This window comes from Emticicia sp. (assembly GCF_049241225.1).
Lineage (GTDB): Bacteria > Bacteroidota > Bacteroidia > Cytophagales > Spirosomataceae > Emticicia.
In genome coordinates this window covers 20341-42823 of the sequence record NZ_JBMLRC010000294.1, presented here as the reverse complement: position 1 = coordinate 42823, position 22483 = coordinate 20341, and the positions used below count along the sequence as shown (strand labels likewise).

The following is a 22483-nucleotide window of genomic DNA, read 5'->3' as shown; positions in this document are numbered from 1 at the left end:
CACCGTCAACATCGGACCGCCGATGCGGTCGATGGTCACAGCAGTAATAAATTCTTATTTCAAAGTAATTTCAAATTCATTCGTTCACTGGAGGTGTTCTATCGTATTTAAAATACATAACTGTACCGTAAATAATATGTAGTACACCAAAACCAATCGCCCAAAATATCAAATTCCAACGTGCCAAAAATAATGAAATTAATCCTAAAATGATTTCTCCTACACCTAAATAATAGGTATCATGCACTGTGTATTTACTTGCATTGACTAAAGCTACGCCATAGAAAACTAATGTAGCAGGAAAACAAATCCAGAAAAAACCATTATAAAGTAAACCCAAACAAAAAACACCACCCGCAATTAATGGAATTAACATGCTGATTAGTAAGCGTTTAGAAGTAGAGTTCCAAACATTTAGGCCTTGCTTACGAGCTTTTCTGACTGTAAATAACACCCCAAAAAACAATGCAGATACCAACACAAAAAAAGCATCAACTAAAAGTAATGGTACTACTTCTTGCCTAACGCTTGGGTCGAAAAGTAGATATAAGCCCTCGATATGAATTTTTTGGTGAGCATACCAAGCACCCAATAAAGCACATACGCCCGCCGAGATACCCGAAAGGCCACTCAACGAAAGGAATTTCGAGGAGCGTTCCATCAAGGAGCGAATTTCTTTTAGATTTTCGAGATGTTCGTTCATTACTAATGATTGAATGAGTGAATGTTAGAATGAGTGAATAAGTAGTCCACAATTATTAGTTGGCAGTCGATAATAGTACAATTCTCTATTTACCAACATTTCGATTAATGATTATCAAGCACTTACACTAAAATCTTTGGCAAAAATATGATAATTCCGACAATAACCGCAACAATCGACATAATCAATACTGCGGCAGCGGCTAAATCTTTTACTTTTCCGATTAGTTGGTGGTATTCGGGCGATACAAAATCACAAAGTTTTTCGATAGCCGTATTGAGTGTTTCTACGACCAAAACCAAACCAATTTGGGTAATAATAATTGTCCACTCGATGGCTGAAAGTTTCAAATAAAACCCTGTCAACAACACGATTACGCCAACAAACACATGAAATCTTGCATTGTTTTCCTCCATCAGAAATCGAAGCCCCGCAAAAGCATGACGAAAACTACGCAGCATTTTTAAGATTTGCATCACGATTCGGAATTAAAATGAGCATCGAAACATATAATACCGATACCACCAAGGTAAAAACCAGCGTTGTTTGAATAGCCAATGGGTTTTGTAATTCTTGAAACGATTTTCGAAATAAATAAAATGGATTCGTGAATAAATCCCAACTATTAAACCGCACGAAACGCCCAAGATACAAACCAAAACCTGATAACACGATACTTGCCGCAATAATAAACCATGCTAAAGTATTGCTAACGAATTGATTAAGTACCTGATGTGTAACTTGTAAAGAATATAAACCCGTACAAACCCCCGCCAAAGCCGCAACAAAAAAACCTACTGTATCGAACCATAAAATGTGTCTTTCATATTCGCCTAAGTGTATCAAATCAGTAATCAAGTAAGGAGCATTCGGAAAGAAAAGCAACCACAAACCCAAATTCACCAAAATCAGAGTTTGCTTTGATTTGCTAATAGTTACTGAAGAAGATAAACGGCGTGCAACAAGAGCAAAGAACAGAGGCATCCAAGCCAAGAAAAGATTCCAGAGTAGAAACAGCCCTCGAAGCTGCTCGGTCTGCACCGCCCTGATAATCAATAACAAGCAGCACAATGCCGAAAGCAAAGCCAAACTCAAGGTGGCTCGGCTGATTCTGAAAAATACTTTAATTTGATTCGATTGCATACCTTAAAAAGAACTTTGTAATGCAAAGTAAGTTTTAAAAAATTCATTATGCAAGCATTTTGAAGTTTTTTTCCTTGCTTACTAAAATTTCATCCACAATAAGAGTTACTTTCAAAATATTGGTGATATGTTTATCTTAAAATAAGGCGTTTTTTAGTTTTACATGGCCATGCCACCGATATTTACATCTGCTGCATAACTCATCGTTCTTACCATTCTTAGGCTTCCAACTCCGAAGGAGTGCAATGATTATAGCAAATTGTCCATAAAATGGATTTTTAACCCCGACGGGGTGATATAATTCCACCCCGTCGGGGTTAAAAATTATTGACTATTAATCATTTATCTATAACCCTTACATCCCTTCGGGATTTTTTTAGCTTTATATTTAATATTATTAGGAGTTAAATAAATAACAAAATTTGCAAAAAACAGTGACATAGCTACTTTAAAATAAGGCGTTTTTTAGTTTTACATAGCCATGCCACCGATATTTATATCTGTTGCATAACCCCTACAAAAAAACGCTGGCAAGGCTTTGAACCTTGCCAGCGTTAAAGATTTTACAAGAAAAAACTTTAATTTTTTATCACCTTAAATGTTTTAGAAAAATCATTGGTTGATACTTTCAGTAGATACATTCCGCTCTCGGCAGCCGTAAGTTTGGCATCGAGTATAGGCTTTATTTCTGGCCAAAAACCTTCTTTTTGCATCAATACACCGCCATCGGTATAATAAAGAGCTACGCTAAGTTTTTTATTGGTGAGGTCGCTTAATGGCAAAATATCCACGCTACGCTCGGTCGGATTGGGAGCTACGTTTAGGCCAAAACTCTGGGTTTCTGTTCCCAAAACAGGAGGATCGATAATGATATTACCACATTTTGGTCTAATAATTTTCTCGTACGTCGAACTCAATCCTTCGGCATCAGTGGCTGTGAGTGTAACTTTATAGAAATACGTTTGGGCATCGCAAGGCACTACGCCCAACACGGCTTCGCCAATCAATTTGTAAGAAGACGTCACGAAATGTATGTGGTCGTCGTGGTGAAGCAGTACCGACCACACATACCTCAATTGCTCTTGTGGATGCTCAGCATCGGTCACTTGTGCATTCAAACTTATCGGAAAATCTTTGGTGTTATCAAAAACCTCTAATTTATCAATACTCGTACTTTGAATCGTTGGGGGGGTGTTATCAACAAAAACGTTGAGTGTTTTGGTCGAGGAAAGTCCAGCAGCGTCGGTCACTTTTACGGTTGCGGCATACGTTGCCACTTTTCCCGTTGAATTATAAACATGGTTGGGGTTTGCATCGCTCGACTTATTTCCATCGCCAAAATCCCATTCATATTGCAGAGCCGTTCCTTCTGGGTCTTTAGAATCGCTGGCTCTAAAATTTACACTTAAAGGTGCTTTTCCATATATTGGTGAAGCCGCTTGCACAACCGCTGGGCGTCGATTGGCATTCGGATTATACGATAAACGTCTGACTTCGTGAATATTCGGGTAAAAATAATTGGTGTAATAAATGGCTCCATCTTTCGGATTGATGGCAAACGAAGTTGGATGAACATCGCTCACAAAATCAATTACTTCGGTAGGATTTCCCTTTGTATCAAACTTGAAGGCTTTAATCCAACCTTCGTAATCGCCATGAAAATACAGGTTTTGGTATTCTCTCGGAAACTGCTGAAAGTTATACCACAACCCTCCTATCGACGAATTTCCCGCAAACTTATTTCCCTTAAATTGTGGCGAACCCACCGCAAAAGGTTCACCATCAACAATGCCTTGAGCAAAAGTACCACGCCAATCAATGATAGGTTTTTGGTGGTTTTGTGGCAAAAACTTAGGGTCACGGTACGAATTATTGATAAAGTCGATGCCTTCGTAAGTTGGCCAGCCAAAATTTAGGCCTCCTTTAGCAGCTACATTTATTTCTTCCCGATGAAACCACCCCACATCACCCAAATAAATAATACCAGGATTTCCATCGGCTGCATTGCTACTTCCTGTATTGGGTTTGAACGAAAATCGAAAAGGATTTCTGAGTCCGTACGCCCAAATTCTTGACTTTGCCGAGCGTGGTTTTCCGTCTTCAAAAAAAGGATTTGATGCAATTCCATCGCCCGTGTTTGGGTCGATTCTCAGAATTTTACCGCTCAATGAATTAAGCGACTGGCACTTGTAGGCATTGATATTTTCGTCCGCCGTAATAAACCCCAAACTTATAGCTTCATTAAACCAATCGCTTTTGGTATCATCAACTACGCCTTCGGTAGCCAAGGCTGCATCGCCAACAGTAGCCAAGAGTGTACCGTCTAAACCAAAAGCTAACGAACCAACGCCGTGATTATCAACCAAAATCGGGATACCCGTTGAAGGGCTTTCGCCCACTAAAATTTTTCGTGAAGCCAAATCAACTTCTGTGAAACCACTCGAAGCCGTCAGTGAGTACCGAGTTATCCGCCCGATGGTTGTCTGAAAAGGTGTTTCTTCTTCTATTTGATAATTGGGTTTTCCGAAATTAAGTACGTGATTTCGCTTGGCAGCGTACATCAGATACACGTAGCCGTTTTTCAGAAAATTAGGGTCGAGAGCAAAACCATTGAGTCCGTGGTCGCCGTAGTCAAGCACTTCTTCGCTAATATCAATGATTGGATTGGCTGACTTTATGCCATTTTCAACAATAAAAACTTTTCCGTTTTTTTCCCAAACATACATTCGTCCGTTATCATCAAAAGTAAGTCCAGTTGGAATATTCCAATTTTCCGAAATAACCTCATCAATAAAACCAGAAGGTTGAGCGTAAGAATTGATATATGTGAGTTGTAGAATTAAACACGTAACAAAAAGCAAAAATCTTTCTTTATTCATGACAGCTGTGAATTTCCTCATAAATTTAGAAACAAATTTATGAAATAAGTTGTCAAACAAAGAGATGCTAAAAAAATATTGAACCGTAAAATAAGTTAATTTTGTTTTTGGTACACCCGTAGGCACGTCTAATTTAGACGTACCTACAAAATTCGGCTTCTTTCCTTGTTTGGTAAAACTAAATTATATGTCTGAAATAACATTTGATTATAAATCTGTGCTTCCACAACTCCCCGAAGAACCGGGGGTTTATCGCTATTTTGATGAAACTGGCGAGATTATTTACGTCGGAAAAGCCAAAAACTTAAAAAATCGAGTAAGCAGTTATTTTTATAATTTCAATCGCCACGACCGCAAAACTCGTCGGTTGGTGATAAACATTCGGAAACTCGAATTTACCATCGTTCCGACCGAATTTGATGCACTTTTGCTCGAAAATACACTCATAAAAAAACATCAGCCTCGCTTCAATATTTTGCTGCGAGATGATAAAATGTATCCGTATGTGTGCGTAACCAACGAGCGTTTTCCGAGAGTTATCACCACTCGCCGCATGGAAGATAAAAGCAAAGGCAAACTTTACGGGCCATTTGTTAATTCAAAGGCTATGTATGCTTTGCTCGAAATGTTTAGCCAACTTTATACGATTCGGACGTGCATTTTAAATCTTTCGGAAGAAAACGTAGCGGCAAAAAAATACAAAATTTGCTTAGAATACCACATCGGCAACTGCAAAGGACCGTGCGAAAATCGGCAATCGGAGGAAGAATATAATAAAGAAATTGAGCAAGTGCATCATATCTTGAAGGGGAATATCGCTCCTGCTAAGCAATATTTTGCACAGAAAATGCAAGAATCGGCCGCTAAATTGGCTTTTGAAGAAGCACATCAGTTTAAACTAAAGCTCGATTTTCTTCAAAATTACCAAAGTAAAGCCACGGTTGTCAACCCAGCCATCAAAGATTTAGATGTTTTCAGTATCGTTTCTGATGAAAGCTCGGCGTATATCAATTATCTGAAGGTCATTAACGGCACAATTACCCAAAGCCAAACACTGGAAGTAAAGAAAAAACTCGATGAAACCGAAGAAGAAATACTGACGATGCTGATTGTAGAGCTTCGCCAACAATACGAGAGCGAATCAAAGGAAATTGTGACCAATATTCCCATCGAAATTGATATGAAGGCCGAAATTGCCGTTCCGCAAATTGGTGATAAGCGAAAGCTAATGGAAATGTCTTTGAAAAACGTGATGTATTTCCAGCGTGAAAAAGCCGAGCGTGAAGCCATTGCTGCCAGTGGAGCAACCAACAAACGTGACCGTGTGCTGGTAAAGTTGAAGCAAGATTTACAGCTAAAAAATCTGCCTCGCCACATCGAGTGTTTCGATAACTCGAATATTCAAGGCACGAATCCTGTTTCGGCCATGGTTTGTTTTATCAATGGCCAACCTTCGGTGAGAGATTACCGCCACTACATTCCGAGAACGGTCGAAGGCCCGAACGACTTTGCTACCATGAAAGAGGTTGTGGGCCGTAGATACAGCCGATTATTGGAGGAAAAATCCGAACTGCCCGATTTGATTATTATTGACGGTGGAAAAGGACAACTTTCGGCAGCCTGCGAGGCACTCAAAGAAATCGGGCTTTACGGACAAATTCCAATCATTGGCATTGCGAAGCGTTTGGAAGAAATCTATTTTCCCGAAGATACACTACCACTTTACATTGATAAAAAATCAGAGTCTCTGAAGCTCATTCAGCGTTGCCGTGATGAAGCTCACCGTTTTGGAATCACGCACCACCGTGACCGCCGAAGCAAAAACTTCTTGATAAGTAGCCTCGAAAGTGCTGATGGAATCGGTAAACTTACTGCCACCAAGGTTTTGAAGCAATACAAGACAATTTCAAATATAAAAAATGCTCCCGAAGAGGAACTGATAAAATTAATCGGGAAAGATAAAACCCACCGAATCAAGGAGTTTCTGGAGAAAGAAAGTTGAGTAGTCCACGGTCAATGGTCGACAAGTTTACGGAGAGTTAATTGACTTATAGATAAGCATTTAAGTTTTTATATAATTTTGCAAAACCTATAAAGATGTGAAAATCTTTATAGGTTTTATTTTTTTACTTCAAGAACGCCCCCCTCCAGAAAACATACTTTTACATCATTTTTCTGACTTTATATGCAATCATGCTATTAGATGAGGTGCCACATTACTATAAATTAAACCCGAAATGAAATCCTGGTTCTCCGAAGACAAATTTTGACCATTTATCATCTAACTGTTTAAATCCGTTGGGTAATTTTGTGTGATAAGCACGATGGGTAATTGCAATGGATGGTTGAATAAAAAACCTATCCTTAAAAAGTTTGATATGATAACCAACACGGTATGTATTGAAAATCTGAAATCCGTTATCAATTTTTTTGCCGTCATCATTCACGAATTTTTGCCATGTAGGCATCACATTCAATTCGGCATACAAGCCTTTCAATAAAAATCGTTGGTAAGATACCGATACCCCAACCTCACGGACATATCCTGGGAATTTTTCTTCTGGTTTTCCGTACGATTTGTTTAAAAATGGATGAATACCATTTGGCCACGCATACTTCCAAGTTTTTGGCTCTACTGTGATTACATCTTTTCCTGTAATGCGATAACCAAAATTGAGTTGAGCAAAGTTAGGCGGATTTACGGTAGATAAATTGCCCAATAAAAATACAGTGCTACCAATAAACCAACGTTTGTGAGTGCTGTCTTGCATGTCATATTGTGCATTTACTTTTAAACCACTTGCCAGCACAAAGGCAAGTCCAAACCATAAAATTTTCTTTTTCATAATTTTTGTAATTGATATTAAACAATAATGCAAAAGTAGATTGGCAATCGATTTAAAATCGTTCACTTAAGTTAAGAAAGGACGTATAGCATTTAAGTAGAATGACGATTTTAGACTTACAAATGACGAATCTAAGACACTTATTATCAATCATTTAAGCCTTTAAAAATTTAAAATAATTTTGTCGTATCACTTAGCAGAAAAAAACTATTGATTAAAACTTAAACCCAAAATCAAACCCAGGTTGGATGAAGTAATTATTCCATCGTTGTTCTACTGCTATAAAAGATGCAGGGACATTGGTTCTTACAGGCCAATAACTAATTCCGATAGCTGGTTCAAAAAAGAAGCGATTTTTAAAAAACTTAAAATGATAACCTAAATAAAAGTCCAGATATAGCGTGTAACCATTGCCAATCTTTTTATTATTCTCATCCATATATTTTTCAAAAGCATTCAAGGCTTGTACTGATGTGTAGGCTCCTTTCCACCAAAAACGTTGATAACCCAATGTTGGTGCAAGTATGCGGGCATGACCAGGATAGTTCAGACCTGGTTTATCGAATGATGGCCCGAAAGGAATACCAATTGGCCAAGCATAAATGGAGCGTTTGAATCGAAGAGAAATGACATCTTTAGGGGTTATTCTATAGCCAACATTTAATTGGATATACTCAGGGTTGTTTGTTTTATCTAAATTTCCTAACAAATAGAGTGTACTCCCAACAAACCACTTTTTGTAGGTGCTATTTTGTGTAGAATCTTGTGCATTCACTTGTAGATTACCTGCCATTAGTAAGGTCAAAGCGAGCAATAAAATTTTATTTTGCATATCGGTTTTAATTGATGTTAAACGATATGCAAAAGTAGATTGAGGAATTACCCAATCTCGTTCACTTAAGTTAAGAAACACGTTCTAACTTCTTTTTTCAACGATTCTTGCTCGAAGCCTGCTTAATGATTGAGGTTTGATACCCAAATAACTCGCCAGTTGGTGCTGCGGAACACGCTGAATGAGGTCTGGTCTTTTTTGTATTAAGTTGAGATAACGTTGTTCGGGTGAAGAAGTCTTAAACTCATCGAAATCTATTCGCTGTTTAGCCAGTAATTCTTCCGACAATAGCCTGCACATGATTTCAAACTTCGGAAATTTACTGTTGATTTCTACCTCCATATCAGCATCTGAAACTGTAATAATACTATCTTCAGTACAAGCCACATAATATTCAGACGGTGTTTTGTTGATAACGCAAGGCGGTGTAAATGCTTCCATTTCGGTATAGAAAGCAGTAGTTTTTTCATCACCATCTAATACATAGTACGCCCGAATACAGCCTTTCAAAACAAAATAGCTTTCTTTCGATTTTTGTCCTTCTTTGAGTAAAACCGTACCCTTCTTTACCGTGCGGAATATATCAGTAGAAATGATTGCGTTCTTCTCTTCTTCGGTCAGAGAAATGTATTTTGCAATGAAATCAAATAATAGGTTTTTCATGTTTTTTGTTATTGCTGGTGTGTATTATACTTGCCTACAACGGAAAAGTATTTTTATTTTTGAAGAAGGGGCATTTGGAACGCATCCACTTGTAACTGGTGTCAGGTTTTATTCCTGTTGTACAAGCGACCCCGTTCATAGGATTCAATTCGACGGTGCAAAAGTTGATTACTCTTGTCCAACTCCTTCCGTACATACCTTTTTTATACAATGTTGGTAGCTACTTATCTTGTTTAAGCTTTACTTTGGGTTGTTTTTTAACCATTCAATCACTTGGTCGACGTTTTTATCTGGTGGAAAAACTGGATAAAAGTATTTCACAATTTTCCCCTCGTCAACTATTAGCGTCACTCGTTTTATTAAGTTCATGTTATCCACTGAGAAAAGTGGAAGACGTAATGAATTTGCAAAATCAAGATCTTTGTCGCTTAATAAATCAAAGGGTAAATGTAAGCGGTCTTTAACTTCTTTTTGATAATCTGTGGTCTGAGTGCTAAGTCCAAAAACTTTTGTGTTCAATTTTTGTAATTCGTCAAAATGGTCTCTGAAAGAACAAGACTGAGGTGTGCAACCCCTTGCCCCTGGAATTTGGTCCCAACCATCAGGAAGTTTGACGCCAGGTTTTCCTGTCATTGGATAGCAGTAAATTACTACTCGTCCTTTCAAGTCTTTTAGGTTTTCTTTTGTGTTGTTTGTTGAAGAAAGTTTAATGCTCGGAATTTGTTTACCAAGCAAGTGAACACAAGCTCCGTCATCAACCGGGATTGGTAAGTTTGCCGGTAAATTTTCGTATGATGGTGTCTGCCCAAAAGTGCTCATCAAGCTTAAAATCAAAAGCAAACTGAGGGGAAATTTTATCAATAAATCTTGTTTCATATTTTCTATGGTTTATAATAAGAATATCTAGGATGAGTAGCCACCAACTACCAAATATACAAAAGTCTGTAGCAAATCTTAATTGTTGTTTTTTCGAACAGAAAAATCGTATAGTACAATTTTAGTTAAAATGCACAATAAATCAAACCTATATTAACTAAAATTAAACGTGAGTTCGGGATTAAAGTGAGTAGAGTTTGCTCCCAAGAGACTGAATATTGGCAGAAAAACATGCGAATCTTTCTGCCGATATTTAACTCACACAGAGCATTTCCCTATATTTCTAAATGCTTCTGATAACAGATACTATGCAATACTCATAATCCAAAACTTAACGTTAATTACAGTCTGTTCAATATAGTTTGTAAAAAAGAATAGGCAACATAAACTGTTGCCTATTCTGGATATTGAAGTTACTTACAACTTTTGAAGCTCTTTAAGGACGGCCTCACCGACTCCGTGTGCCGATTGAGGATTTTGACCAGTTACTACTCTTTGGTCGATAGTTACATGAGATTGCCATAATCCCGATTTCTCAAACTTTGCTCCACGTTCAATTAGTTTTGTCTCCAAACTAAATGGCACAACATTTTCGAGTTTCACTGCAATTTCTTCTTCATTCGTAAAGGCATTGATTCTTTTACCATCAACCAAATACTTTCCATTGCTGAGTTTGATGTTTACTAAACCGGCTGGTCCATGGCAAACCGCACTTACAATACCATTATTTTCGTAAATTTTCTGTGCAATTATGGCAAGCTCGGCATTGTCTGCGAAATCCCACATCGTTCCGTGTCCGCCAGCATATAAAATGGCCACGTAATCAGCCGAGTTTACTTCCGACGGCTTCATTGTGTTTTGAATTTTAGCTTGATATTTCTTATCTGCCAAAAATCTTTGATTAATCGGGTCTTCATTGTTTGCTCCATAATAAGGAGGATTTCCGCCTTTAGGACTCACAAAATCAATTTCGTAGCCGGCATCAGCCAAGACAGCCCATGGATGAGTTACTTCACCCAAATAATAACCAGTTGCTTCGCCTGTTTCTCCCAGTTTGTCGTGGCTTGTAACCACAAATAAAATTTTCTTACTCATTTTCTTTGAATTTAAAGTTTGTGCAGTTGCTTGATTTAATCCAAGAAAAATGGTGCAACCTGCAATTACCATAATTCCTGCCAAGATGTTTTTAAATACTTTGTTCATTGCTTCATTCATTTAATTTGATGATGCAAAATTCGGAACATTGTCAATCTTGACACAGGAGGTAAATCACAAGTTTGATGTGATGTATATCACACTAAGCAGAAAATCGGCTGAGTGTTTCTCTTGAAACACCTAAGTAAGAAGCTATTAAGGTTTTCGGGACTCTCTGGAAAAGTGTTGGATACTGTTGGAGTAGTTGCTCATATCGTTCTTTTGCATTGCTATTTAATAAAGAAAGTATCCGACGCTGTAATGCCACATAGCCCGAATTGGATTTCTTTCTGAAGAAATGCTCAATCTTATGCATATCAGCACAAAGTTTTTCTCGATTATGGAGAGATAGGCACAGTACCTCTGTGGCTTCAATGCAGTCAATATTGAGCATAGACTTTGTTTGGTTGAAGTAGGCTTGATAATCAGTTATCCACCAATCTTCCATAGCAAACTGCATGATATGCTCTTTTCCATCTTGATTTACGTAGTATGCTTTCAGCAGACCCTTTATTACAAAATGGTCATTCTGAACTAAATCACCCTCTTGAATTAAAAATTGATGCTTCTTTAATTTTTTTGTAGTAAAGTGAGAAAGAATGTAATCAAATTCCTTGTCCGTCAATGGCGTAATTTTTTCTATTTGTTGTCTAAGTATTTCACTCATCTTGCTTATAGTCTGTCTATTAAAATGGCCTACAACGAATAGGGCTTGGCGAAGGTGGCGGATTTTCAGCACTAAAGTTGAATAGAATTACTTTAGTTCAACTTTGTACAAATGCTTCATAGAAGCACTTCGGCCGCCATATTGCTAAACCGATGATAGTGACTGGCAACTTTTTAAATCTCGTATTCGTATCCAATTTCATCAAGGTCATTTTTAAGTTCGTCTATGTCATCTAATTCAGGATTTAATTGTTCTATTATTTTTTTTGTAATTGGTTTGTGTTCGTAAATCTGTTTTACAACTTCTAAATTGAGTTTTCTTTCTTCAAAGGTTTCTTCATAATATTCTGTTGCCCATTTTTTATATGTTTTAGGTGCGTTGTCTAAAATGTAAATAAGATCTTCACTTCCGTCACCATATTCGTCATTTGGAAAGTTGATATTACCAATGTTCCATTTATTGTCAGTGTTAAGTCGCCAAATGCAAAAAGTTGTTCCTTTTGATTTTATAGGTTCGCCAAATATAAATTCGTGAAATTCTTTTGGCAATTCGTCAACTACACCTTTCCAAATTGTTTGTACTAATTCTTTTTCTGTTTTTCCCAAAAGGCTTGAAAGTTTTCCTTTGAGTGTTTTTGGTTGAGTTTCAATTTCTGTCCAATTACACATTTCACTTTCGTGTGCTTGTCCATTAATTACACAGCCGTCTTTACAGAATAAAATATGGAATTCATCTCCTGAACCATTTCGCATTTCAAAATACTCTTCGCCTTTTGCTTTGTCCCAATTTTTGTCATAAGAATAATATCTAAATTCCCATTCTCTGCAAATTATTGCGTCCAATGTCGCCAATGATTTACAAAGTCGTTTCAGTGTTTCAATGTCAGGAATTTTAGATAAATTTTTCGTTGAGATACTTGCCATACGAACTGTCTGTTTTGCTTGCCACTAACGAATAGGGCTTTGCGACGGGCGGATTTCCTTGCACAAATACCCAATTTATTACTAAAGTTCAATTGTAGCACAAAACTTCAAGTTTGCACGTCAGCCCGCCTGACGCAAAACCCGTGTTACTGGCTGGCGTTCTTCTCACTATTTTCAAGTTTTCTATCCACCGTTACAGTTAGCTTATGCTTTAAAAACTCTTTCATTTCTACTTGTTACCAAATGTAATATATGGTCTTTATATTTTTTATACTCGTCAATTGTTTGCGGCAAAGGTGGTCTGTTGAAATTGTCAAATGGTAATGAAAATTCAACTTGGTCTTGTGAGTTAACAAAGTCTTGTAAGTGAAAAAAGTCAACGTAACCTTTGAAGTCAACAAAAAGGTCGAAGAAGTCTTTATAATTTGTAAATGTTTTTGTGAGAGGACTTTCTTTGTCAAAGTAAAAACGTCTTATGCACTCTAATGTCAAGTCAAACCTATCACATATTATTCTGCTTACGCCTCTGGCTTGATTAATTGTGAGCCCATTCTTTTTATGTGCAGGAAAAACTATGTGTCCACCGATTGTCCGCACCTTATGTTTCAGTTCTTCTCGTTCTTCAACTGAAAGCCAACCGTCAAATTTGTTATTGTATTTGCCGTCAAAATGCGGACACATTCTGTCGCTTGACAAACTCATATAAACATTATTCTTTATAAGCAGTCTGCCGTAACTGTCACCTTTAATTTCTAAAATAAAGGTCTGTCCGTTTGGCAACGATTTGCCCCATAGTTGTTTGTGTGCTTCATACAGTTTTGGGCTGTCAGTGTCTGGGTCTCCACATTTACTGTCTTGCCGAAAGTCAAAATTTATGTCAATTAATTCTGTTGTGTTCACTAGATTTCAATTTGTCTGTTGCAGTCTTCCTACGCTTGCCAGTAACTCCCAAATATACAAAAGTTTTGTAGTACTTTTAACTCACAGTGTTTCTAACAAGATACAAATTGACAAATTTTTATCCATAAAAAACCATCAAGTTGCGAAATTTAATGTACAAATTTCGCAACTTAATGGTTCTCAAAAATCAACTTTTCTTACTTCAAAAACGCATTAACCGCCTGATTTCTACTCACAACATGCTGTTTTAAAATCGGCAAAGCGGCCGTAAAACTGGCGGTATTCGTGAGGTTTGAATAGGGTGCTACTTCCTTTTCAGTACCATTTACATAAGGTGTAATGAGGTTGGTGGCTTTATCAAAAATCTCATTCATTTTGCTGGTAGTAAACACATTATCATTGAATTCTTTTACGTAAGCCTTGTATTTGGCATAATAAACGGGGTCATTTGCCACATAATTAATCAAAGGCCAGTTATTGCCCACACCCGCCAACGAAAGCTGCACACGCACCTGTGAGGTCAGGGCTTCGTTATTATCCCACGGAATCCAAGTGAGTTTTTTAGTAGGGTCATTGTATAAATAATGGTTGTGTGCCATGCCTCCGTAAGTATCCCAATTGACGAGTGTAGAATTGACCGCCAACCACTTGATAAAATGGTCGGTATTGAAAACCGCATCTAAATTGCTTCGCCATTGTGCTGGATTTGATGTACGAATCGGGTCGTTCAGAGCCTTGATACTTGCCTGCACATCGCTCCAATCGGCAGCGGTTTCATTGTTTTTTTTCTCAAAATTAGCTTGATTGAACGTCTGAAAAGTTGATTCGGGCTTGTAAATATTACCACTTTTACTACCAAACTGGCTTTTTATCATCGAATCATCAATAATTTCAATCATCGTATAAACCCCACAATATTTTTTTCCTTCGCCAAAATCAATGTAAACTTTATAGAACGCCGTTTGAGCGGTAGGAATCCCAGCCATTCTAAAAATATCGGCTGTTACTTTATCTCTAATCAATGAGTTATCTTTTACACCCGCACCCATTGAGAGCTCTTTGAAACCATAAAAACGTTGGTCGTTGATTTCGGGATATTTATCCTCAAACTCATCCATTTTTAGGCGAAACGGAAACTTATAAATACCTGCTCGCCAAGTGGCATTTAAAGTCGAATTACCTTTTGGTCTAAATCCAACTTTACGCCATTCCTTGCCATTAAATTTCATCGTGACAGGGATGTAGTCTGCATCTTCTCCAAACGAAGGGGCTGCTCCTCCACCAACATTTCCTCCGCCAACTGCACCGCCTCCACCAACTGCACCGCCCCCGCCTTGTGTAGTTCCTCCTGAGCCAAAAGTACCTTTCCCTTTGGCTGCCATGTCAGCTTTGAGAGCTGTCCAGTCGGCCGTAGTCATGCTTATCTCGAGCGTATTGACTTTATCTTGCGGAAAAATGACTGTATAGTTTGGGTCGGCATCATTGCTGTGGCTCTCGGTCGACCAGTCGGGGTTTGAGTTGGAAGGCGTAATGGTTTCGGCATTTTTTACACAAGCAACCAAAAGCCACAGACTTGTGGCGGTAAGCAATATTTTGATAGGTTTCATAAATGGTGTTCAGTTTTATTCGATAGACGAAAGTTTACAAGGAATAGTTGTTTTGATGCTTTTTGGACGAAAAACTTGCGAAAAATCTTGAAATGCCTGTAATCTAATTTGTTCTCTGTAATTTTGTCACGCAAATTTTATTTCGCCAAGCCCGAAAATCATTGCACGAAAACGGAAATCTAACTACTCAAATTGCCATGAATATTCTTTTGGTCGAACACGATGAGAATCAGGCAAAGCTACTAACGCAAGTTTTGGCTGAGTATTTTCCTATGGGTAGCATTGAGTTTTGTCAAACAAACGAAGAACTAAGAACAGCACTCAATGGAGGAGTTTTGTATGATTTGGCTCTGTGCGAAGTAGAATTAAGGGATGGGCTGATTTTTGAAATATTCCAAGAATCACTACCAAGTTTTCCGGTTGTATTTATGTCGGCTTATGATAAATATTGGTCGCAATCAATGCACTATAATGCCATTGATTATCTTAGAAAACCAATAGGAAAGGAAGAAGTAAATCGGGTTTTGGAGAAGTATGAAGCATTGAAATTGCATTTTTTGAAGCGTTTTTCGGCCGAAAACAATTTAAGAATAACAAAATCTGCTTTTCAGAAAGACCGCCTGATTGCCAAGAAAGGCACAAACTATTATGTGGTTTCAACCAAAGATATTGCGTTTATTTATACCGAATCAAGAATTGTATTTTTGATAGACCGAATGGGCGAACGCTACACCGTAGAACGTAGCCTGAGCGAACTCGAAATTGAGTTGCCGAGTCGAGAGTTTTTTCGGGTAAATCGCAAATTTATTGTACATATTGATGCCATTCTGAGTTTTAAACCTTCGTTCAAAGGCAAAATTGCCCTCGAACTCCTGCACCTCGCCAAAGCCGAAGTAAGTATCAGCCAAGAAAACGCCGCCCAGTTTAAGAAATGGATTGAGGAGTAAATTAGACAATCAGTGAAGTGAAATTTCCCCCGTGCGACGGTCGCTCCTTTTTTCAAGGAGGGGTGTCCTGACGAAGTCGGACGGGGACGCCCAGTCGGGGTGGTTTGTTGCGTAGAATTTGATTTTTGCAATTTTCACTACCAATGTTTACCACCTCCCCCTCAAAAAACACATGAAAAATGTGCTTTTTGAGGGTACTCCTCCTTGAAAAAAGGAGGAGAAATTAAAACAAAATAGAACCAATCAACCCTGCGTCGCACGGGGGAAACTAAGTATAACAAACCAACGAAAAATGAAAAAAACATTTACAATTTTTAGCAGTATTTTAGTCACATTGCTATCTTTTCGAGCATCGGCTCAGCTTGATAGCGTTCAGAATCTCAACGAAGTCGTGGTTTCGGCTTCTCGTATCGAAGAAAGTATTTTTAAAGCCCCAGTTTCGGTTACAAAGGTTTCGGCCTTGCAATTACAAAATTCTCCGAGCATAGAGTTGATTTCTTCGTTGGCTCGCTACAAAGGCATTGATGTCAGTCAGTCGAGTTTGTTTGTGACAAGTCTCAGCACAAGGGGTTTCAATAGCGGAAAAGCTGAGCGATTACTTCAACTTGCTGATAATGTGGAATTTATGTCTCCAACTTCATCGCTTTATGGCGGAAATTGGATGGGAACGCCCGAACTCGACATTGATAATATCGAAGTCATTTACGGAGCAAATTCAGCTTTGTATGGTTCGGGGGCATTGAATGGTGTAATTTTGATGAACTCAAAAGACCCTTTTAAACATCAAGGCGTTACGGTTTCGGTGCGTGGAGGTTCACGTCTTTTATTCGATACCCAATTGCGTTATGCACAAGTTTTTGCCAAGCGTTTTGCCTTCAAACTCAATGCCAATTTCATTTCGGCCGATGAGTTTTTGGGCGAATCTGATGCTGCTATCAAAGCCATGACCGAAGGTGGTTTGGCGGGCTCTGATGCCTTAAACAATGCTTATGGCTCACCTTTTGGTTGGAATAAACTCAACTATTTTGGAGATGTTGGTTCTACGATTACGAACCCAGATTTTACAAAATATAATGATGGAAAACCCTACCGAATTTATATGCCAGGTTTCAAAGAAAGTGAAATTTTGACCGTAAACGATGGTAAAAGATTTGGTTTTGGTGGAGATTTTAAAGCAGGAAATTTACGTTTGAATCCATCACTTCATTTCAAAATCAACGAACGCACGAGGGCTTCTTACGAATACCGTAAATCAATCGGAAATGGTATTTTTCAAAGTACAAGCCGCTTTGCTTGGCGAGAAATGCAATATGACTTGCACAAATTCGAGATTAAAAACGACCGCTGGTTTGTGCGTGCTTACTCAATGTTTGATTATGGCGGAAAAGCCTACGAAATTGGTGGTGTGGCCAATGCCCTCCAAAATATGCGATTAGCAGACCCTGCTCTGGGAACCTACCCAACTGTTGCGGCCAACTATTTCAGTGCTTGGAATCAGATTTTTGCTGCCGCTCGTGGTAATGGTTTTGCTGGCGGAAATTTGGCAGGAGTTTATGTGCCAGAGTTAGTCAATTCAGTTGCTCCAGCGGTTTTTACTTTACCAACAATTCAAGGCGGACAAAGCATTGAAAATGCTGCAAAATTGGCTTTTGATTTGACACAAAATCTGCAAATCAAGCAAGTGCAAGGTGCATCTGTGCCGACAGTTTTTGAGCGTGTAACGCAACAAGTGGCCAATGGCGTAGGTGATTTAAAAGTAAATGGCTCGACTATCAAAGGAGCGGCATTTACAAATACTGCTCGTAATATTGATTTTTCGGCACAACGTGAGTTTCGTTTCAAAACCACCAATGTGGTAGTTGGTGGAGCATACCGAAAATACATTCTAAAATCGGCAGGAACCTTACTTTCTGACGGTATTTATTCGCCATTAAACACCGAGCAAAGAGACGAAATAATAAACTGGGAATCAGGTATTTACGGACAAATTCAACAAAAACTTTTCGATGAAAAACTAACGCTGGCCGCCGCTACTCGACTCGATGCTTTTAAGAATTTTGATACAAAATTATCGCCAAGAATCTCGGCAGTTTATGCTTCTGGACGACATAATTTTAGAGCTAATTACTCGACTGCTTTCCGAGCTCCAGCCCAACTCGACCAATATATTTATTTAGATTACGGCAGTATTTTGCTCATCGGGAATACGCAAAATGGCTTTAAAGGTTTAAACTCAGCAGGAACGGCGGCGTATGAAGTAAAGAAACTCGCTCCCGAAAAAATGAATTCGTGGGAAGTGGGTTATAAAGCCTTACTCACCAAAGATTTACAAATTGATTTGAGTTATTATAGAAGCTTGTACAATGGTTTTATCGGAATCGTGCGTTTTCAAGGGCGTGAAGATGGACAAATGCCCGAAGGAAATTTTGCAACCAACCCAGCGACTAACACAACGAGGTCAGGCGATTGGATAAAACCCGTTGGCGACCGTACTCGTGGAAGACTCATTCAGACTTGGGCGAATTTTGATAAACCAGTAACTACACAAGGGGCTTTCGTAAGTTTAGATTATCGTTTAAATAAAAATATAAGTTTATACGGAAACTACACTTGGTCGAAAATATCGGATATTAAAGGTCTGATTGCAGGCTTCAATACACCAAAGCATAAGTTTAATTTAGGAGTTAATGGTTTGATAAAGAAAGACTTAACGTACTCAGTAAATTATCGTTGGACTGACACTTATACTTACTTCATGCCATTTGATGAAGGCGAAATAAAGGCCTTCGGAACGCTTGATGCACAAGTAAATTATCACGCAAAACCACTCAAAACAACTTTCAAATTGGGTGGGACTAACCTTACAAACGCTAATGCCATCACGGTTTACGGCTCAGCACCAATCACCCGAATGGTTTATTTTGGAGCGGTGCTTGATTTGAAGTATTGAGTTACTTGTTGACTCTGAAAAATTGAATTATTCATTGCCGTCAGTTTTAACTGACGGATACTTTTAGATGAGCAAATGTGACTTTAGTCAAAATATGTCGTTTGACTAAAGTCACATTTGTTTTGTTTTTATATATGATTCCGTCAGTTAAAACTGACGGCAATGAACCAAATTCTACAAAATTCTATTTGGCAAAATGCCTCACAAGGTCTTTTGAAAAATTCGAGGTAACTCATATTTCTTTACGATATAAGCCAAAATTAATTTTCTATCATTCCCTTATAAAGCAATTTCTTATTGGCATCTTCGATACTGTAAGTATCTTTCGCCTTGGTCAATACATATTTATCATTTTTCCATTTATCGGTAGCCTCTTTTTTTACGATAATTGTTTGCTCGTCGTAAGGCACAAAAAGCTCTATTTCTTGGTCGCTGCTATCAGTTTTTACTACGAAAGCCGATAACGATTGTTCGAGGTCTTTAGCTACGGGGTCTAATCTTACGCCAGCTTCAAATATTCTGATACACTCATTTCTCAAAACCGACCATCTATATCCAGCCGAAGCTTTACAACCATGTTCATCGGCATCATTGCCAACCATTGGCGGTGGGGTTTGAGCTGGCTCAACTTTGAGCGAGTCGCCTTGTTGAGTAGTTGTATTCGTGTTACAGGCCATTATGAGGTAGGTTAGTATTAAAACTGGGAAGTATTTTTTCATTGTTTAATTTTTAATAGTTTAAATTTATCAATTATTTACTCAAGAACGTCCAATTTGGACGTTCCTACGCACGAACCTTGCAGAATTTATCTAATTTTCTCAAAATACTCCATCACTTTTGTTTCAGTGGAGATTTGTAAATTAACGGTATCAGTGTAAAGTTCTGCCCGTAAACTCCGATAAAGTTCAACTGCATTTGCCAAACTTCCTAAAAGAGATTTTCTATTATATTCAGGAATTGTATTTCGGAGTGCCACAAAATCTTCGGCCAATAATTGTGTTTCAACTTTACGCACACCTCTCGGTAAATTACCGTTTTTGATGTGCAACAAAGGTCCCAAAACAACCATTCGCACGAAACCCATAAAATCAAAAGCTTCGGTGTATTCTCCTCGTCCGATTTTTAGAAGAGCATAATGCACCCAAATCCAAAAACGGTCTTCGAGCCATTGATAGTCTGGATAAGGAAACTGATAAGTTGTCTGCTCAATAATTTTTTGTAATTGTCGGTCGGTATCGAGTAAAACAACTGGGTTTTCGATACGATGTGCAAACTCTTCGATGGTCAGAAACTTAATATCTACGTGTAGTAAAGGACTATCGTAAAGGCAAATCAATACTCGTGGCTCACCTACGTGTTCGCCCGTAAAACCCGACAAAAAATTACCCAATTTCTGAGCATAACTAATCATCAACGATTTATCGTGCGAGATTTTTTGTTTCGTTACCAAAACCAAATCAAGGTCTGAAAACTCATCCATTTCATTCGTAAGCCACGAACCCGCCACCGCCAGACCAATCACTGATTCGTCTTTTCGGAGAGTACTCACGCAGTTTTGGGCAAATTGCTGCTGTATGGTCATATCATCAGAGAGGTTTACTTTCAAAGGTACAGAAAATATATACTCCAAATCAATATTTAAGCTCAATTAATCGCTTTATAAACCGCATTAATCTCAAAATTTTGACCACATGAATAATTACCCATATCTTTAGCCCTCAACAAACTAAACACATCTATATTGTATGAAAAAACTCCTACCTTTTGTTGCTCTCAGTATGTTTTCGTGGGGCATTGCCAATGCTCAAGAAGAGAAAGTTGATTTAGAGACAACCAAGAAAATTCGTCAAGAAGGGCTTCAAAACTCAAAAGTAATGGATATTGCTTTTCATTTGACTGATGTAAACGGCCCACGTTTGCAAGGCTCGCCAGGCTACATGAAAGCCGCCAATTATGCCAAAGGAAAACTAACCGAATGGGGCTTAGAAGATGCTAAACTTGAAGCATGGGGCGATTTTGGGAAAGGTTGGGAACTTACAAAAAGCTATGTAGCCATGACCGCTCCTTATTACCGACCTTTGATTGCCTACCCTAAAACTTGGACGGCCGGCACGAAGGGAAAATTAAAATCTGCCGAGATTTTATTGATTGATGAAACCGATACGCTCGGTCTGGAAAACTATCGTGGAAAACTAAAAGACAAAGTAATTTTGCTCTACAAGAACGATAAAATTCAGCCATCTTTCAAGCCAGATGCGAGCCGTTATACCGACGAAGAATTGGAGAAAATGGCTGCCGCAACACTAACTACTACTACTGCACCCGATACGGCTTTCCGCTCAATGATGATGGCCATGCGTAGAAACAACATGCTTTCTACGAAAACCAAAGATATGGCCAAAAAAGAAGGTGCTTTGGCACTTTTGAGCATGAGTGCCAGAGGAAAAGATGGTACTTTGTTCGTTTCGAGTGGAGGTTCATACAAAGCCACTGACCCCGAAGGTTTGCTCGATATTATGCTTGCTGCGGAAGATTATCTATCGCTTTGCCGATTGACAAAAGCGGGGATTCCAGTAAAATTGGAGTTAGATGTAAAAACAAAATTCTATACCGAAGATTTGAAAGGTTATAATGTTTTGGCCGAAATTAAAGGCACTGACCCAAAACTGAAAGAAGAAGTTGTAATGTTGGGTGCTCACCTTGATTCGTGGCAGAGTTCGACTGGTGCAACTGATAATGCTGCGGGTTCGGCGGTGATGTTGGAGGCCGTTAGAATTTTGAAAACTTTGGGTGTTCAGCCACGTCGCACTATCAGAATTGCTCTTTGGAGTGGTGAAGAACAAGGGCTTTTTGGTTCGAGAAATTATGTAAAAAATCATTTAGCCGACCCGAACGATGCCAAGAAAAGCAATGCCGAAGGAGAGAAAGTAGCTGCCTATTTTAATGTTGATAACGGAACTGGTAAAATCAGAGGAATTTATTTGCAAGGAAACGAAGCTTGTCGCCCGATTTTCACGAAATGGTTTGAGCCTTTCAATGATTTAGGAGCAAAAACTGTTACGATTAGAAACACTGGCGGAACTGACCACCTTTCATTTGTGGGTGTTGGTATCCCAGGTTTTCAGTTCATTCAAGATGAAATCGAGTATAACACTCGTACGCACCACACAAACATGGATTCGTATGACCATCTTCAACCAGAAGATTTGAAACAAGCGGCAACTATCGTTGCTTCGTTTGTCTATAATGCTGCCATGCGTGACGAAAAATTACCGAGAAAGAAATAAGAGCTTTATCACGAACATGTGTCGTCTAAAATAATATCTCGTAGGTTTTTTGTTAATCAATTGCCG

Annotated in this window: 19 protein-coding genes; 4 read left to right on the top strand and 15 right to left on the bottom strand. The window is 38.5% G+C overall.

The window, feature by feature from the left end:
* Positions 1-76 precede the first annotated feature (76 nt).
* From ACOVO2_RS15790 to ACOVO2_RS15775, 4 genes are all read right to left on the bottom strand, one after another.
* Positions 77-703 carry a hypothetical protein gene (locus ACOVO2_RS15790; protein ID WP_421770905.1) on the bottom strand — a complete coding sequence of 209 codons (627 nt, stop codon included), beginning with the start codon at positions 701-703 and terminating at the stop codon, positions 77-79.
* A gap of 122 nt (positions 704-825) precedes the next feature.
* Positions 826-1164, bottom strand: a complete 339-nt coding sequence (locus ACOVO2_RS15785) for a diacylglycerol kinase family protein (RefSeq protein WP_421770904.1) — start codon at positions 1162-1164, stop codon at positions 826-828.
* Positions 1154-1846 (bottom strand): DUF1361 domain-containing protein, encoded by a 693-nt coding sequence (locus ACOVO2_RS15780; protein ID WP_421770903.1) that lies wholly within the window; start codon positions 1844-1846, stop codon positions 1154-1156. Before ACOVO2_RS15780 ends, ACOVO2_RS15785 begins: the two co-directional genes overlap by 11 nt.
* Before the next feature lie 578 nt (positions 1847-2424).
* Positions 2425-4746 (bottom strand): PQQ-dependent sugar dehydrogenase, encoded by a 2322-nt coding sequence (locus ACOVO2_RS15775; RefSeq protein WP_421770902.1) that lies wholly within the window; start codon positions 4744-4746, stop codon positions 2425-2427.
* Positions 4747-4912: 166 nt separating this feature from the next.
* Here ACOVO2_RS15775 and uvrC point away from each other — a divergent pair, with 166 nt between their 5' ends.
* A complete protein-coding gene (uvrC, locus tag ACOVO2_RS15770) occupies positions 4913-6727 on the top strand; it encodes an excinuclease ABC subunit UvrC (RefSeq protein WP_421770901.1) in 1815 nt (604 codons plus the stop codon).
* Positions 6728-6944: 217 nt separating this feature from the next.
* On the opposite strand, the gene ACOVO2_RS15765 is transcribed toward uvrC, so the two are convergent.
* The 9 genes from ACOVO2_RS15765 to ACOVO2_RS15725 form a co-directional block, all read right to left on the bottom strand.
* Positions 6945-7571 (bottom strand): hypothetical protein, encoded by a 627-nt coding sequence (locus ACOVO2_RS15765; protein WP_421770900.1) that lies wholly within the window; start codon positions 7569-7571, stop codon positions 6945-6947.
* 214 nt (positions 7572-7785) lie between these two features.
* On the bottom strand, positions 7786-8403 hold the full coding sequence (locus ACOVO2_RS15760; RefSeq protein WP_421770899.1) for a hypothetical protein: 618 nt from the start codon (positions 8401-8403) through the stop codon (positions 7786-7788).
* Positions 8404-8487: 84 nt separating this feature from the next.
* Entirely contained in the window at positions 8488-9066 is a 579-nt protein-coding gene (locus tag ACOVO2_RS15755) for a Crp/Fnr family transcriptional regulator (RefSeq protein ID WP_421770898.1), read from the bottom strand.
* A gap of 240 nt (positions 9067-9306) precedes the next feature.
* On the bottom strand, positions 9307-9942 hold the full coding sequence (locus ACOVO2_RS15750) for a peroxiredoxin (protein ID WP_421770897.1): 636 nt from the start codon (positions 9940-9942) through the stop codon (positions 9307-9309).
* Between the two features lie 417 nt (positions 9943-10359).
* Entirely contained in the window at positions 10360-11145 is a 786-nt protein-coding gene (locus ACOVO2_RS15745) for a type 1 glutamine amidotransferase domain-containing protein (protein ID WP_421770896.1), read from the bottom strand.
* Between the two features lie 94 nt (positions 11146-11239).
* On the bottom strand, positions 11240-11803 hold the full coding sequence (locus tag ACOVO2_RS15740) for a Crp/Fnr family transcriptional regulator (RefSeq protein ID WP_421770895.1): 564 nt from the start codon (positions 11801-11803) through the stop codon (positions 11240-11242).
* Positions 11804-11976: 173 nt separating this feature from the next.
* On the bottom strand, positions 11977-12726 hold the full coding sequence (locus ACOVO2_RS15735) for a hypothetical protein (protein WP_421770894.1): 750 nt from the start codon (positions 12724-12726) through the stop codon (positions 11977-11979).
* Between the two features lie 204 nt (positions 12727-12930).
* Positions 12931-13626, bottom strand: coding sequence for a DUF6994 family protein (locus ACOVO2_RS15730; protein WP_421770893.1), 696 nt, complete (start codon positions 13624-13626; stop codon positions 12931-12933).
* Between the two features lie 197 nt (positions 13627-13823).
* Positions 13824-15233 (bottom strand): CotH kinase family protein, encoded by a 1410-nt coding sequence (locus ACOVO2_RS15725; protein ID WP_421770892.1) that lies wholly within the window; start codon positions 15231-15233, stop codon positions 13824-13826.
* Positions 15234-15394: 161 nt separating this feature from the next.
* Between ACOVO2_RS15725 and ACOVO2_RS15720 the strand changes: the two genes are divergently transcribed.
* On the top strand, positions 15395-16180 hold the full coding sequence (locus ACOVO2_RS15720; RefSeq protein ID WP_421770891.1) for a LytR/AlgR family response regulator transcription factor: 786 nt from the start codon (positions 15395-15397) through the stop codon (positions 16178-16180).
* Between the two features lie 292 nt (positions 16181-16472).
* A complete protein-coding gene (locus ACOVO2_RS15715; protein WP_421770890.1) occupies positions 16473-19130 on the top strand; it encodes a TonB-dependent receptor in 2658 nt (885 codons plus the stop codon).
* 260 nt (positions 19131-19390) lie between these two features.
* Here ACOVO2_RS15715 and ACOVO2_RS15710 read toward each other — a convergent pair whose 3' ends face one another.
* Positions 19391-19849 carry a hypothetical protein gene (locus tag ACOVO2_RS15710; RefSeq protein WP_421770889.1) on the bottom strand — a complete coding sequence of 153 codons (459 nt, stop codon included), beginning with the start codon at positions 19847-19849 and terminating at the stop codon, positions 19391-19393.
* Between the two features lie 86 nt (positions 19850-19935).
* Entirely contained in the window at positions 19936-20778 is an 843-nt protein-coding gene (locus tag ACOVO2_RS15705) for an aminoglycoside 6-adenylyltransferase (RefSeq protein WP_421770888.1), read from the bottom strand.
* A 97-nt stretch (positions 20779-20875) separates the two neighbouring features.
* Between ACOVO2_RS15705 and ACOVO2_RS15700 the strand changes: the two genes are divergently transcribed.
* The gene (locus ACOVO2_RS15700; RefSeq protein ID WP_421770887.1) at positions 20876-22417 is read left to right on the top strand and encodes a M20/M25/M40 family metallo-hydrolase; all 1542 of its coding nucleotides are present in this window, start codon (positions 20876-20878) and stop codon (positions 22415-22417) included.
* Positions 22418-22483 lie beyond the last annotated feature (66 nt).